The organism is Streptomyces sp. CA-210063, assembly GCF_024612015.1.
Classification (GTDB): Bacteria; Actinomycetota; Actinomycetes; order Streptomycetales; family Streptomycetaceae; genus Streptomyces.
Genome location: NZ_CP102512.1, coordinates 2555142 through 2569645, shown reverse-complemented (window position 1 = coordinate 2569645; position 14504 = coordinate 2555142). Strand labels below are relative to the sequence as shown.

12 protein-coding genes and 1 riboswitch are annotated in these 14504 nt (G+C 71.7%); of the genes, 9 read left to right on the top strand and 3 right to left on the bottom strand.

Features of this window, described 5'->3' with window-relative positions; translation table 11 throughout:
• Positions 1 to 70: 70 nt before the first annotated feature.
• From JIX56_RS11115 to JIX56_RS11100, 4 genes are all read left to right on the top strand, one after another.
• Positions 71 to 1453, top strand: coding sequence for a M16 family metallopeptidase (locus JIX56_RS11115; RefSeq protein WP_257539739.1), 1383 nt, complete (start codon positions 71 to 73; stop codon positions 1451 to 1453).
• Positions 1450 to 2838, top strand: a complete 1389-nt coding sequence (locus tag JIX56_RS11110; RefSeq protein WP_257539738.1) for a M16 family metallopeptidase — start codon at positions 1450 to 1452, stop codon at positions 2836 to 2838. The genes JIX56_RS11115 and JIX56_RS11110 overlap by 4 nt, the downstream gene beginning before the upstream one ends.
• A gap of 215 nt (positions 2839 to 3053) precedes the next feature.
• Positions 3054 to 3227, top strand: a riboswitch (cyclic di-AMP (ydaO/yuaA leader).
• Between the two features lie 12 nt (positions 3228 to 3239).
• Positions 3240 to 4028, top strand: coding sequence for a M23 family metallopeptidase (locus JIX56_RS11105; protein ID WP_257539736.1), 789 nt, complete (start codon positions 3240 to 3242; stop codon positions 4026 to 4028).
• A 186-nt stretch (positions 4029 to 4214) separates the two neighbouring features.
• Positions 4215 to 4919, top strand: a complete 705-nt coding sequence (locus JIX56_RS11100; RefSeq protein WP_257539734.1) for a GntR family transcriptional regulator — start codon at positions 4215 to 4217, stop codon at positions 4917 to 4919.
• 170 nt (positions 4920 to 5089) lie between these two features.
• On the opposite strand, the gene JIX56_RS11095 is transcribed toward JIX56_RS11100, so the two are convergent.
• Entirely contained in the window at positions 5090 to 5371 is a 282-nt protein-coding gene (locus JIX56_RS11095) for an HPr family phosphocarrier protein (protein WP_257539733.1), read from the bottom strand.
• A 200-nt stretch (positions 5372 to 5571) separates the two neighbouring features.
• On the opposite strand from JIX56_RS11095, the gene JIX56_RS11090 reads away from it, so the two are divergent.
• The 4 genes from JIX56_RS11090 to JIX56_RS11075 all read left to right on the top strand — a co-directional run bounded on the left by JIX56_RS11090 (position 5572) and on the right by JIX56_RS11075 (position 11107).
• Positions 5572 to 8478 carry a bifunctional acetate--CoA ligase family protein/GNAT family N-acetyltransferase gene (locus tag JIX56_RS11090; RefSeq protein ID WP_257539731.1) on the top strand — a complete coding sequence of 969 codons (2907 nt, stop codon included), beginning with the start codon at positions 5572 to 5574 and terminating at the stop codon, positions 8476 to 8478.
• Between the two features lie 141 nt (positions 8479 to 8619).
• Positions 8620 to 9207 (top strand): DUF5998 family protein, encoded by a 588-nt coding sequence (locus JIX56_RS11085; protein WP_257539729.1) that lies wholly within the window; start codon positions 8620 to 8622, stop codon positions 9205 to 9207.
• Positions 9207 to 10394 carry an alkaline phosphatase family protein gene (locus JIX56_RS11080; RefSeq protein ID WP_257539727.1) on the top strand — a complete coding sequence of 396 codons (1188 nt, stop codon included), beginning with the start codon at positions 9207 to 9209 and terminating at the stop codon, positions 10392 to 10394. Before JIX56_RS11085 ends, JIX56_RS11080 begins: the two co-directional genes overlap by 1 nt.
• A gap of 65 nt (positions 10395 to 10459) precedes the next feature.
• Positions 10460 to 11107, top strand: coding sequence for a thymidine kinase (locus JIX56_RS11075; protein ID WP_257539725.1), 648 nt, complete (start codon positions 10460 to 10462; stop codon positions 11105 to 11107).
• Positions 11108 to 11156: 49 nt separating this feature from the next.
• Here the strand turns inward: JIX56_RS11075 and JIX56_RS11070 are convergent, their stop codons facing one another.
• Positions 11157 to 11951 carry a VOC family protein gene (locus tag JIX56_RS11070; protein WP_257539723.1) on the bottom strand — a complete coding sequence of 265 codons (795 nt, stop codon included), beginning with the start codon at positions 11949 to 11951 and terminating at the stop codon, positions 11157 to 11159.
• 330 nt (positions 11952 to 12281) lie between these two features.
• Here JIX56_RS11070 and JIX56_RS11065 point away from each other — a divergent pair, with 330 nt between their 5' ends.
• Positions 12282 to 13109 carry a sulfurtransferase gene (locus JIX56_RS11065; RefSeq protein ID WP_257539721.1) on the top strand — a complete coding sequence of 276 codons (828 nt, stop codon included), beginning with the start codon at positions 12282 to 12284 and terminating at the stop codon, positions 13107 to 13109.
• A 136-nt stretch (positions 13110 to 13245) separates the two neighbouring features.
• Here the strand turns inward: JIX56_RS11065 and sepH are convergent, their stop codons facing one another.
• On the bottom strand, positions 13246 to 14271 hold the full coding sequence (sepH, locus tag JIX56_RS11060) for a septation protein SepH (protein WP_257539719.1): 1026 nt from the start codon (positions 14269 to 14271) through the stop codon (positions 13246 to 13248).
• Positions 14272 to 14504: the final 233 nt, after the last annotated feature.

Sequence of the window (14504 nt, the reverse complement as noted above, 5' to 3'; positions counted from 1 at the left end):
GCATACAGTGGCAGGAACGGCAGGACAACCGCGGTTTTCACCGACCGCTCTCGCCAGCGAAGGGATGTACATGCCCATGGGTCACACGGCCACAGCCGAGGCAGGCTCCGAAGGCCTGACAGTGAAGGAGCACCGCCTGGACAACGGCCTGCGCGTGGTGCTCTCCGAGGACCACCTGACCCCGGTCGCCGCGGTGTGCCTCTGGTACGACGTCGGCTCGCGCCACGAGGTCGAGGGCCGCACCGGCCTCGCCCACCTCTTCGAGCACCTGATGTTCCAGGGTTCGAAGCAGGTCCCGGGCAACGGTCACTTCGAGCTGGTCCAGGGCGCCGGCGGTTCGCTGAACGGCACGACGAGCTGGGAGCGCACCAACTACTTCGAGACCATGCCCACCCACCAGCTGGAGCTCGCGCTGTGGCTGGAGGCGGACCGCATGGGCAGCCTGCTGGTCGCGCTCGACCAGAAGAACCTGGACAACCAGCGGGACGTCGTCAAGAACGAGCGCCGGCAGCGGTACGACAACGTGCCGTACGGCACCGTCTTCGAGAAGATCTTCCGCCTGGCCTACCCGGAGGGCCACCCCTACCGTCACACCCCCATCGGCTCGATGGAGGACCTGTCGGCGGCCAGCCTGGAGGACGCTCGCCAGTTCTTCCGCACCTACTACGCGCCCAACAACGCCGTCCTCTCGGTCGTCGGCGACATCGACCCGGAGCAGACGCTCGCGTGGATCGAGAAGTACTTCGGCTCCATCCCGGCGTACGACGGCAAGCCCGAGCCCCGTGACGGCACACTCCCCGACATCATCGGCGAGCAGCTGCGCGAGGTCGTCGAGGAGAAGGTGCCCGCGCGCGCGTTGATGGCCGCCTACCGGCTGCCCGAGGACGGCACGCGCGCGTGCGACGCGGCCGACCTGGCGCTCACGATCCTCGGCGGCGGCGAGTCCTCCCGCCTGTACAACCGGCTCGTACGCCGTGACCGCACGGCCGTGACGGCCGGGTTCGGCCTGTTGCGGCTGGCCGGCGCGCCCTCCGTGGCGTGGCTGGACGTGAAGACCTCGGGCGATGTCGAGGTGCCCGTCATCGAGGCCGCCGTCGACGAGGAGCTGGCCCGGTTCGCCGCGGAGGGTCCCACGGCGGAGGAGATGGAGCGTGCCCAGGCCCAGCTGGAGCGCGAGTGGCTGGACCGGCTCGGCACGGTCGCGGGCCGCGCCGACGAACTGTGCCGGTTCGCGGTCCTGTTCGGCGACCCGAAGCTCGCCCTCACCGCCGTCGACCGCGTCCTCGAAGTGACGGCCGACGAGGTCCAGGAGATCGCCAAGGCCCGCCTGCGGCCCGACAACCGCGCGGTACTCGTCTACGAGCCCGTCGACGGCGAAGAGGGCGACGAAGAGGAAGCCGCCGTGGCGGAGGCCACCGCCACCACCGACGAGAACGAGGAGTCGGCGAAGTGACCGAGCTCGCGACCATGGACTTCCACCCGCAGCCCCAGGCCGGCGAGGCCAGGCCCTGGGCGTTCCCCGCGCCCGAGCGCGGCACCCTGGACAACGGCCTGACCGTGCTGCGCTGCCACCGCCCCGGCCAGCAGGTCGTCGCCGTCGAAGTCCTCCTCGACGCGCCCCTGGAGGCCGAGCCCGTCGGCCTGGACGGCGTCGCCACCATCATGACCAGGGCCTTCTCCGAGGGCACCGACAAGCACACCGCCGAGGAGTTCGCCGCCGAGCTGGAGCGCTGCGGCGCCACCCTCGACTCGCACGCCGACCACCCCGGCGTACGGCTGTCCCTCGAGGTGCCCGTGTCACGGCTGGCGAAGGCGCTCGGTCTGCTCGCCGACGCGCTGCGGGCACCCGCGTTCGAGGACAGCGAGATCGAGCGGCTGGTGGCCAACCGGCTCGACGAGATCCCGCATGAGACCGCCAACCCGGGCCGCCGGGCCGCGAAGGAGCTCTCCAGGCAGTTGTTCCCGGCCGACTCGCGGATGTCCCGCCCCCGCCAGGGCACCGAGGAGACCGTCGAGGGCATCGACTCCGCGGCCGTACGCGCCTTCTACGAGAGGCACGTACGCCCCTCCACGGCCACCGCCGTGGTCGTCGGCGACCTCACCGGCGTCGACCTCGACGCGGTGCTGGGCGACACCCTGGGCGCCTGGACAGGCTCCCCGGCCAAGCCGCGCCCCGTGCCGTCGGTCACCGCCGACGACACCGGACGGGTGATCATCGTGGACCGCCCCGGCTCCGTCCAGACCCAGCTGCTCATCGGCCGGGTGGGCGCCGACCGGCACGACCGCGTGTGGCCGGCCCAGGTGCTCGGCACCTACTGCCTCGGCGGCACCCTCACCTCCCGCCTGGACCGTGTCCTGCGCGAGGAGAAGGGCTACACCTACGGCGTGCGCGCGTTCGGCCAGGTGCTGCGCTCCGCGCCCGACGGCTCGGGCGCCGCGATGCTGGCCATCAGCGGCTCCGTCGACACCCCGAACACCGGCCCGGCGCTCGAGGACCTGTGGACGGTGCTGCGCACCCTCGCCGCCGAGGGCCTGACCGACGCCGAGCGGGACGTCGCCGTGCAGAACCTCGTCGGGGTCGCCCCCCTCAAGTTCGAGACGGCCGCGGCCGTGGCGAGCACGCTGGCCGACCAGGTCGAGCAGTACCTGCCGGACGACTACCAGTCGACGCTGTACCGCCAACTCGCCGCCACCGGCACGGTGGAGGCCACCGCGGCCGCCGTGAGCGCCTTCCCGGTGGACCGACTGGTGACCGTCCTCGTCGGCGACGCCGAGCAGATCGAGGAGCCGGTCAGGGCCCTCGGCATCGGCGAAGTCACCGTCGTACCGGCCGAGTAGAAGTCCGAGGAGAACCCGGACAAAGGGACGCGTGCCTCAGGGGCCCTGGTGACGGAAGAGTCACCAGGGCCCTCGTTTGTCCGTATTGATGGCGGAGGTTGCGTGTCTGACCTGTGGCGTAGGCAACAAATCCCGTGATCCGTTTGTTATTTCGAAGGCGGCCCACTTAGCGTCGGTCCGGCTGTTCGTCAGCAGTGCGCCGCAGCCGCGGCACCGGACAGTCATCGCCGAGTCCCCGTACGGCGCGAGCCAGGGGAGCCGGGGACCCATCGCAGTCCCTGGGGTGAATCGGGTGCCCTTCGCGAGCGACGCGAAACGAGGGGCAGCCGTAGGAGACCTTCCTGCTCCGAACCCGTCAGCTAACCCGGTAGGCGAGAGGGAAGGAAAGGACCAGCCACTTCATGGCGTTCACCCGCGCCCCCGGGAAGCACCGCCGCCCCGGCCGTGTGAAGCGCACGACCACGAGGAACGTGGGCGTCGCCGCACTCACCACCACCGGTGTCATCGGCACCCTGGCCGCTCCCGCGCTCGCCGCGGAGGAGCCCGCCGTCGAGCAGACCGGCCTGAACCAGATCATCGTCCTCGGCGACACGGTCGCCGACCAGGTGGACGCCCAGGCCGCCGCGCAGCAGCAGGCCGCCGAGGTGGCTGCCGTCAAGAAGAAGGCGCAGGAGGAGGCCAGGAAGGCCGCCGCCGAGAAGGCCGAGCAGGAACGGGCCGCCGCCGAGGAGCGCGAGGAGGTCGAGGCGCGTGCCGCCCGCGCCGCTGAGCGTGAGCGCCTCAACGCCTATGTCTCCCCGATCAGCGGCTCGTACATCTCCACCGGCTACAAGGCCGGCGGCGCCGTCTGGTCCTCCGGCAGCCACACCGGCGTCGACTTCCACGCCGCGTCCGGTACCGCCGTCCACGCGGTCGGCTCCGGCATCGTCCTCGAGGCGGGCTGGGGCGGCGCGTACGGCAACAACATCGTGATCAAGATGAACGACGGCACGTACACCCAGTACGGCCACCTGTCGTCCATCGGCGTCTCCGTCGGCCAGACGGTCACCCCCGGCCAGCAGATAGGCCTCTCCGGGGCGACCGGCAACGTCACCGGCGCGCACCTGCACTTCGAGGCACGCACGACGGCCGAGTACGGCTCGGACATCGACCCCGTCGCGTATCTGCGCTCGCACGGCGTGAACGTCTGACGCTCCGGCGCTCACCCCGAGGCCCCGGCTCACCGAGCCGGGGCTTTCCGCGTTGTGACGTACCTCCTGTCCAAAAAATATCCCTGGATTCCGGTCCGGCATCGGAAATTCCGGCTCACTGCAATAGAGTCGCTGGAACACACGTCAATCATCGACGTTTCACGGGGATTAAGGCGGAGGTCGGTCATGCGTATTCCGGCGCACTCGGTATGCACGGCGATCCGTGATGACATCGTCGCGGGTGTCTACGAGCGCGGCAGCCGCCTCACCGAGGAACTGCTCGCCCGCCGGTACGGCGTCAGCCGCGTCCCCGTGCGCGAGGCGCTGCGCACGCTGGAGGCCGAGGGCTTCGTCGTGACCCGTCGGCACGCGGGCGCGTGTGTCGCCGAGCCGACCGAGCAGGAGGCCGCCGACCTGCTGGAGATGCGCATGCTGCTGGAGCCGCTGGGCGCCGCCCGCGCCGCGCAGCGCCGCACGGAGGCGCACCTCAAGGTGCTGCGCGGCCTGGTCAGACTGGGCCAGGAGCGCGCCAGGCGGGGCAACAGCGAGGATCTGCGCTCCCTGGGCGGCTGGTTCCACGAGACGCTCGCACAGGCGTCCGGCAGTCCCGCGCTGACCTCGACACTCGCCCAACTGCGGCACAAGATCGCCTGGATGTACGCGGTCGAGGCGCCGGCCAACCCCGTGGAGTCCTGGGCGGAGCACGGCGGCATCGTGGACGCCGTCGCGCGCGGCGACGGCGAGCGGGCCCGGACCATCACGTCCCTGCACACCGAGCGCGCCACCGCCGCACACCGGCTCCGATTTCCCGCCGGGCCCGGCGGGGCGGAGCGCCCGGAGCGTGTGAGGACTTCGCAACACCCCGTAAACATGCCGAGCCTCCGGCATTAACACGGGAGCCGTATACAAAGAGGGAAGAAATTCGAAGGGCATTATTTCTGCTGCCCGCAGAGAGATTTTCTCCCCACGTGTGACAGGGAAATGCGAAGGGCTCGCCCGATAAATCGGACGAGCCCTTCGATGGTGCCTGCGGGTGCCTTTTCAGGCCTTTATCGCGTTACTCAGACCGTCTCGGGGAGCTCCTCGAGCCCCTCGGCCACGAGCTTCGCCAGGCGGTCGAGCGCGATGTCCGCGCCCTCGGCCTCGGAGGCGAGCACGATCTCCTCGCCGCCCTGGGCGCCCAGGCCCAGGACCGCCAGCATGGAGGCCGCGTTGACGGGGTTCCCGTCGGCCTTGGCGATCGTCACGGGGATACCGGAGGCCGTGGTGGCCCGGACGAAGATGGATGCGGGGCGGGCGTGGAGGCCCTCGGCCCAGCCGACGTTGACGCGGCGCTCAGCCATGTGATGCTGCCCTTCAGGTGTCTCGGGTACTTCAGAGAGGTCTAGACCGGTTGTCTAGACCAGTTTCCCATATCGTGCAGCGCGCCGGACCGGGCCCACGGCCTGACCGCGAACCGGCTGCTGTCCTTGTGTTGTTCTTCTGTCGTGCTTCCCCAGACTGCCCCGCGCCGTTGTCGTACGCGAGCCGTACTCTGGGGCCCATGCAGACCTCGTCGGACCGGCACGAGTACCCCGCCCACTGGGAGGCCGACGTGGTGCTGCGTGACGGCGGCACCGCACGCATCAGGCCCATCACCGTTGATGACGCCGAGCGTCTCGTCAGCTTCTACGAGCAGGTCTCGGACGAGTCGAAGTACTACCGCTTCTTCGCGCCGTACCCTCGCCTGTCCGCCAAGGACGTCCACCGCTTCACGCACCACGACTTCGTGGACCGGGTGGGGCTCGCCGCCACCGTCGGCGGCGAGTTCATCGCCACCGTACGCTACGACCGCATCGGCGCCGATGGAATGCCCGCGTCGGCCCCCGCCGACGAGGCCGAGGTCGCCTTCCTCGTCCAGGACGCCCACCAGGGCCGCGGTGTCGCCTCCGCCCTCCTCGAACACATCGCCGCCGTCGCCCGCGAGCGCGACATCAGACGCTTCGCCGCCGAGGTGCTGCCCGCAAACAGCAAGATGATCAAGGTGTTCACCGACGCCGGGTACCAGCAGAAGCGCAGCTTCGAGGACGGCGTCGTACGCCTGGAGTTCGACCTGGAGCCCACCGACCGCTCCCTCGCCGTACAGCGCGCACGGGAGCAGCGCGCCGAGGCCCGGTCCGTCCAGCGGCTCCTGGCCCCCGGCTCGGTCGCCGTCATCGGCGCCGGGCGCACGCCGGGCGGAGTGGGCCGCAGTGTGCTCGCCAACCTCCGGGACGCGGGGTTCACAGGGCAGTTGTACGCGGTGAACAAGGCCGTGCAGGACAAGGAGCTCGACGGGGTCGCGGCCTACCGGTCCATCGGGGACATCGAGGGCCCCGTCGACCTCGCGGTCGTCGCCGTACCGGCCGCCCACGTCCCCGAGATCGTCGCCGAGTGCGGTGAACACGGCGTGCAGGGGCTCGTGGTCGTCTCCGCCGGATACGCCGAGAGCGGCCCCGAAGGACGCGAGCGCCAGCGCGAACTGGTGCGCCAGGCGCGCACGTACGGCATGCGCATCATCGGGCCGAACGCCTTCGGGATCATCAACACCGCCCCCGACGTACGGCTCAACGCCTCGCTCGCCCCCGAGATGCCGCGCTCCGGGCGCATCGGCCTCTTCGCCCAGTCCGGCGCCATCGGGATCGCCCTGCTGTCCCGGCTGCACCGGCGCGGGGGAGGCGTCACCGGGGTCACCGGCGTCTCGACCTTCGTGTCGTCCGGCAACCGCGCGGACGTGTCCGGGAACGACGTCATCCAGTACTGGTACGAGGACGCGGACACCGATGTCGTCCTGATGTACCTGGAGTCCATCGGCAACCCGCGCAAGTTCACCCGCCTCGCCCGGCGCACGGCGGCGGTCAAGCCGCTCGTGGTGGTGCAGGGGGCGCGCCACGGTTCCGCTCCGCAGGGCCATGCCGTACGCGCCACGCGGTTGCCCCACACCACCGTGTCCGCGCTGCTGCGGCAGGCCGGGGTGATCCGGGTCGACACGATCACGGAACTGGTGGACGCGGGGCTGCTCCTGGCCCGGCAGCCGCTGCCGGCGGGGCCGCGGGTGGCGATCGTGGGGAACTCGGAGTCGTTGGGGATGCTCACCTATGACGCGTGCCTCGCGGAGGGGCTCCGCCCGTCGCCCCCCGTGGATCTGACGACCGGGGCTTCAGCGGAGGACTTCCGGCGGGCCCTGTCGGGGGCGCTGGCGGACGAGTCGTGCGATGCGGTCGTGGTGACGGCGATACCGGCGTTGGGGGAGACATCGCCCGGTGACGCGGCTCTGGCCGAGGCGCTGCGGTCCGCGGCAGCCGCGAATCCGTGCAAGCCGGTGCTTGTCGTGCACGTCGAGCTGGGCGGGCTCGCCGAGGCGTTGTCGGCCGCGGCCAGTACCGCGCCTCAGGCCGGAGACAAGGCGCCCGGCGCTGCGGGCGGTGCCCACCCTTCCCCACTCTCGGCTTCGCTCGACCGGGGGGACCCCCATCGTCCTGCGGAACGACTGCCCACCGTGGGAACGGAGGGGATCGGGACGGCTCCGCAGGCAGGGCGGGCCGACGCGGCGGCGCCCCCCTCCGAAGCGCACCTCATCCCCGCCTACCCCGCCGCCGAGCGTGCCGTCCGCGCTCTCTCCGAAGCCGTGAACTACGCGCAGTGGCGGCGGGAGGCGGCCGAGCCGGGGCGGGTGCCCGAGTACGAGGACATCGATGAGAAGGGGGCGGCCGAGCAGATCGACGCGTTGCTGGCCAGGGGCGAGGGGCTGACGCTCGGGGCGCGGGAGACGGTCGCGCTGCTCGCGCGGTACGGCATCCGCGTGCGGGAGGCCCGGCCCGCGCCCACGCCCGACGAGGCCGCGGCGGCCGCCCGGGCCATCGGCTACCCGGTGGCGCTCAAGACGACCGCCCCGCACCTGCGGCACCGGGCCGACCTGGGCGGCGTACGGCTCGAGCTGGCGGACGAGGAGCAACTGCGACGGGCGTACGCGGAGTTGACGGAGTTGTTCGGTGGGCCGGCGGAGCTGCGCCCGGTCGTGCAGGGCATGGCCCCGCGCGGAGTCGACACGATCGTGCGAACGGTGATCGACCCGGCGGCCGGAGCGGTGCTCTCCTTCGGGCTCGCCGGGCCCGCGTCGCAGCTGCTCGGCGACATGGCGCACCGCCTGATTCCGGCCACCGAGCGGGACGCGGCCTCGCTGGTCCGGTCGATCCGGACGGCTCCGCTCCTCTTCGGCTGGCGCGGCTCCGCCCCCGTGGACACGGAGGCGCTGGAGGAGCTGCTGCTGCGGGTCTCCCGCCTGGTCGACGACCACCCCGAGGTGGTGGCGGTCTCCCTGGAGCCCGTCGTCGTCGCCCCGCGCGGGCTGAGCGTGCTCGGCGCCACCGTACGGCTCGCGCGCCCGCCCGCCCGCGACGACCTCGGCCCGCGGACGCTTCCGGTGTACTGAGGACGACGCTCCCGGCACACCGAAGACGGCGCGCGGACCCCGCAGGGACGGCGCACGGCCCCGCGCATTGATCGGTCCACGACAGAACAGAGACGGCAGAGCGGTCCCTCGCAGTCAGTGCGCCACCGTAGGATGGACGTCATGGCCAAGACCAGTACGACGACCCAGGGGCTGCGTGCGGCGATCGAGCGCAGCGGCTACTACCCGGCCCTCGTGGCCGAGGCGGTGGAGGCCGCTGTCGGCGGCGAGGCCATCAAGTCGTACCTGGTGCATCAGGAGACGACGTTCGACGCGAACGAGGTGCGGCGGCACGTCACCGTGCTCGTCCTGACCGCCAACCGCTTCATCGTGAGCCACACCGACGAGCAGGCCGCGGACAGCACCTCGCCGACGCCGTACGCCACGACGTCGACGGAGTCGGTGAAGATCGGCCGGATCTCGTCGGTCGTGGTCAGCCGGGTCGTCGCCAACCCCGAGTCCTACACACCGGGCACCCCGCCCCGCGAGGTCGTCCTGACCATCGGCTGGGGCGCCGTCTCCCGCATCGACCTGGAGCCCGCCGCCTGCGGCGACCCCAACTGCGAGGCGGACCACGGGTACACGGGCAGCTCGACGGCGGACGACCTCAGCCTGCGCGTGAGCGAGGCCGGGGACGGCCCGGAGACCGTGCGCCAGGCCCTCACCTTCGCGCAGTCCCTCTCCGAGGCGACCGCGGACCCCGCCCGCTGATGGCGCTGTCCACCTGGGACCACCCGGAACCCCTCGCCGTCGGCTCCGCCCCCGTCCCCGAGTACGGCACCGGCTCGCTCGCCGACCTCCTGCCCACCCTCGCGGCGGGCATGGAAGTCCCCGGTACGACGGCCTCGATACCGGAGCTGACGGCGGCCGACCGGAACTGCGTGTTCCTGATCGACGGTCTCGGCTGGGAGCAGCTGAGAGCGCACCCGGACGAGGCGCCCTTCATGACCGCGCTGCTGGCGTCCTCGCGCGGTGGCACCGGCCGCCCCCTCACCGCGGGCTACCCCGCCACCACCGCCACCTCCCTCGCCTCCGTGGGTACCGGCCTGCCGCCGGGCGCGCACGGGCTGCCCGGCTACACGGTCCGCAACCCGGAGACCGAGGAGCTGATGAACCAGCTCCGCTGGCAGCCGTGGACGTCGCCGCGCGTGTGGCAGCCGTACCCCACGATCTTCCAGCTGGCCGACGAGGCGGGTGTGCACACCGCCCAGGTCACCTCCCCGGCCTTCCAGACCACCCCCCTCACCCAGATCGCGCTGAGCGGCGGCACCTTCCACGGCCGCCTCTCCGGCGACGACCGCATGGACGTGGCCGCTGAGCAACTGGCTGCCGGGGACCGCGCGTTGATCTACACGTACTACTCCGAGCTGGACGGCGCGGGGCACCGCTTCGGTGTCGACTCGGACGCCTGGCGCGGCCAGCTCATGTACGTCGACCGGCTGGTCCAGCGCCTGGCGGAGCAACTCCCGCCGCGCACGGCCCTGTACGTGACGGCCGACCACGGCATGATCGACATCCCGTTCGACGAGCAGCACCGCATCGACTTCGACGAGGACTGGGAACTGCGCGCCGGGGTCGCCCTTCTGGGCGGTGAGGGCCGCGCCCGCCACGTCTACGCGGTGCCGGGTGCCGAGAGGGACGTCCTGACCTGCTGGCGCGAGGTGCTCGGTGAGCAGTTCTGGATCGCCTCGCGCGACGAGGCGATCGCGGCGGGCTGGTTCGGACCGCATGTCGACGACCGCGTGTACGCCCGCATCGGTGACGTCGTCGCGGCCGCACGCGACGACGTCCTGATCACCGCCTCCGAGCGGGAACCCAAGGAGTCGGCGATGGTCGGCAACCACGGCTCGATGACGCCGGTGGAACAGCTCGTCCCGCTCCTCGAAGTACGCTCCTGAAGCCCTGCCCGTCCTGTCATCCGCCCAGCCTCCTCGCCTCCTCGCCGAAAGGTGCTCAACTCACCATGCCCGAGCTGGTGTTCTTCTCCGGAACCATGGACTGCGGGAAGTCGACGCTGGCCCTCCAGATAGAGCACAACCGCTCGGCGCGCGGCCTCCAGGGCATGATCTTCACGCGTGACGACCGCGCGGGCGAGGGCAAGTTGTCGTCACGGCTGGGCCTGGTCACCGACGCCGTGGAGGTCGAGGACGGCCAGGACCTCTACGGGTACCTCGTCGACCATCTCTCCCAGGGCCGCCGCGCGGACTATGTGATCGCCGACGAGGCGCAGTTCCTCGCCCCCGAGCAGATCGACCAACTCGCCCGCGTCGTGGACGACCTGGGCCTCGACGTCTACGCCTTCGGCATCACGACCGACTTCCGGTCCAAGCTCTTCCCCGGCTCCCAGCGGCTGGTCGAGCTGGCCGACCGCGTCGAGGTCCTCCAGGTCGAGGCCCTCTGCTGGTGCGGCGCCCGCGCCACCCACAACGCCCGCACCATAGGTGGCCACATGGTCGTCGAGGGCGCCCAGGTCGTCGTCGGCGACGTCAACCAACCCGACGACATCGGCTACGAAGTCCTCTGCCGCCGCCACCACCGCCGCCGCATGACAGCGGCCACGGCCCACGCGAGCGTCCTCTCCCCGGACGTCCTGCCGGTCGAGACGGTCTGACGAGACCGCCTGGGGATCACCTGATCGTTCGACCGATCGCGCCGACGGCTCAGCGTTCGGTGTGGACCACCGCGAACTTGGCGCCCTCCGGGTCGGCGAGGGTGGCCACAGAGCCGCGGGGAGTGCCGTGGGTGGGTTCGAGGACGTGGCCGCCCAGTTCGATGACGCGGTTGGCGGCCTCGTCGGGGTCGGTGACCTCGAAGTAGGTCAGCCAGTGGGGGCCTCGGTCGCGGGGGAGGGCGTTGCCGACGCCATGGATGCCGGCGACGGGGCGGCCCTCGATGTGGAGGGTGACGTAGTCGAGGTCGGCGGAGACGGTCGGCTCCTCGTCGTAGCCGAAGGCGGTCTCGTAGAACTTGGCGACGAGCGAGCTGTCGACGGTGAGGAGTTCGTCCCAGGCTTGGGTGCCGGGGGCGCCCTTGATGTCCGCGCCGACGTGCTCCTCCGCCTGCCAGATGCCGAAGACGGCGCCCGCGGGATCGGAGGCGATCGCCAGTCGGCCCGCATCCCCGGCGTCCAGCGGGCCGACCCCGACGGTGCCGCCGCAGCTCCGCACTGTCTCCGCAGTCAGATCCACGTCGTCCGAGGCGAAGTACGGAGTCCAGGCGATGGGAAGATGGCGGTCGGGCGGCAACTGGCCGATGCCCGCCACCTGACGCCCGTCGAGCAGTGCCCGCACGTACGGGCCGAGCTGCTGGGGACCGGGCTGGAACTCCCAGCCGAACAGCGCCCCGTAGAAGTCCTGGGTCGTGGCCGTCCCGTGCACCATCAGACTCACCCAGCAAGGTGTGCCCGGTGGATACGCCGTACCGTTCAGGCCGGTCGACCCCCCTGCCTCGGTCATCGTCACTCTCTCCTCGACCCCTTGCGGCGGCCGTGTCCGTCCGCCCTCCGTACGCGTGTACCGCGTCCACATGCGATCACGCGCCGTGCCGATGCTCGCACCACCCGTAGTGCCATGGGCCCGCGCCGCACCGCCGCACCGCCGCGCGACGCGTCCGAACGCGAGGATGCCCGGCTCGCCGGCACCGGTCGCTTTCCGCTTCGCCGCCGTGCGGTGACCATCGGTTGTACGGCATGTGCCCGGTCCCGTACGCCCGGTGATCGGGAACGCCCGGCGGGCAGAGTAGCCGGACCTGGACGACGCGGCCACCCCGTACGCGAGGATGGGGCCATGAACGCCATCATCTCCGCCGCCGACCTCGCGAGCGAGCTGGCGGGAGCGCGCCCACCGGTCCTCCTGGACGTCCGCTGGCAGTTGGGCGGCCCGAACCTGCGCCCCGAGTACGAGCGGGCGCACATCCCCGGGGCCGTCTTCGTCGATCTGGATTCCGAACTCGCCGGCCCCGCAGGCTCCGGCGGCCGCCATCCGCTGCCCGACCTCGATGCCTTCGGTACGGCGATGCGGGCGGCCGGGGTCTCCGCCGACCGCCCCGTGGTCGTCTACGACGGCGGGCTCAACTGGGCCGCCGCGCGCGCGTGGTGGCTGCTCCGCTGGGCGGGTCACCCGTCGGTGCGGGTCCTGGACGGCGGTCTGGCAGCCTGGGAGGGCCCGTTGACGGCCGAGATCCCGGAGCCTGCGCCCGGCACCTTCGAGCCCGTTCCCGGCGCGCTGCCGCTGCTCGACGCGGACGGCACCGCCACGCTGGCCCGCACCGGGCTGCTCCTGGACGCGCGCGCCGCCGAGCGCTACCGCGGCGACGTGGAACCCATCGACCCGGTCGGCGGCCACATCCCGGGCGCGGTGTCGGCCCCGACCACGGAGAACGTGGCCGAATCCGGCCGCTTCCGGTCCGCCGCCGAACTCGCCGACCGCTTCAAGGGACTCGGCGCGACCGCCGAGTCCGAGGTCGGCGTCTACTGCGGCTCGGGCGTCTCCGGCGCCCACCAGGTGCTGGCACTGGCCGTCGCGGGCATCCCGGCCGCCCTCTATGTCGGCTCGTGGTCGGAGTGGTCCCGGGACGGCAGCCGCCCGGTCGCCACCGGACCCGACCCGCAGTGAGCCGGCGCTGACGGCATGCCGTGGGGCCCGTGTCTGAACGACACGGGCCCCACAGACGTATGAATGACCGATCCTGCACAGAAGAGAAACGGATCTGCTTGAACGATCAGTCTCGCCGCACACCGCTGTAGTCCCGCTACTCCTGTTTTTTGCGTCGCGTACCGAACACGATCTCGTCCCAGCTCGGCACGGCCGCGCGACGACCCGGCCGGACGCCGTCGGCCTCGGCCTGGCGGTCGGTGGCGCCGATGAGCCGGTCGCGGTGGCCGTTGACCGACCGCGGCATGAGGACGTCCGCGTAGGCGGAACCGGCCGAGGCCGCGGGGGCCGCGGACTCCTCCTCCGCCACTTCCTCGACCGGCTCCTCCTGCGGTTCGGCGGAGGGCAGTTCGGGCACCACCAGGTCGCCCCGGTAGCTGGGGACGGCCTCCAGGATGCTCGTGAGCGAGTCGCGCTCGCTCACGATCTCCTCGTCGGGCTCGGGGGGAGCGGGCAGGACGGGACGTTCCGCCTGGCGGTCCAGGGGGCGGTCCCGGGGCAGCCGCGCGATCCTCGGCACGAACGGGAAGCTCGGCTCGGGCGCCCCGAGGTCGTCGGACTCGCCGATCAGCGAACGCGCCTCGTCGTCGACGGCCTGGACGAGCCGCCGGGGCGGGTCGTACGTCCAGCTCGCCGAGTGCGGTTCGCCCGCGACGCAGTACACCAACAGGACTTCCCAGGTGCCGTCGTCGCGGCGCCACGAGTCCCACTGCACGGTGTCCTTCTCGGCGCCGCGCAGCAGCAGTCGCTCCTGTACGGCCTCGCCGAGCTGGGGGCCGGCGTTCTCGCCGGGGCGGCGGACCGGGGTCTTGCGGGCCCGCTCGGCCATGAAGGCACGCTCGGCCAGCACGGGACCCTCGAACCGGCGTACCCGGTCGACGGGGATACCGGCGAGCTGCGCGACTTCCTCGGCCGTGGCACCCGCGCGTATACGCGCCTGGATGTCACGGGGGCGGAGATGGCTCTCCACCTCGATCTCGATCTGGCCGAGGCGAGGACGGTCGCCGCGCACGGCGGCACGCAGCCGTTCGTCGATCGGAAGCGTGTACTCCGTGGAATCGGCAGCCTTCAGCACCAGCCGTGTGCCGTCATTGGAGACGGCCACGACACGCAGTTCGGGCATGGGGACCTCCCGGGTGGTGCCTGCCGACGTCACGTGCGTCGCTGCTTCCGCTAGTCGAGTGTGGCCTGCCCGGGTGCAGCCTGCCACAACCTTGCCGAGTTGCCCGGCGTGTCGGGCGTGAACCCGAGGCCGCCGTTATGGCACGGTTACCTATTCGCAACGCTAAGTGACGAACCTCATCACCCTGTGCAACGATCCCCCTCCCGGCGGTCCTCAAGGGCCCCGGCCACCCT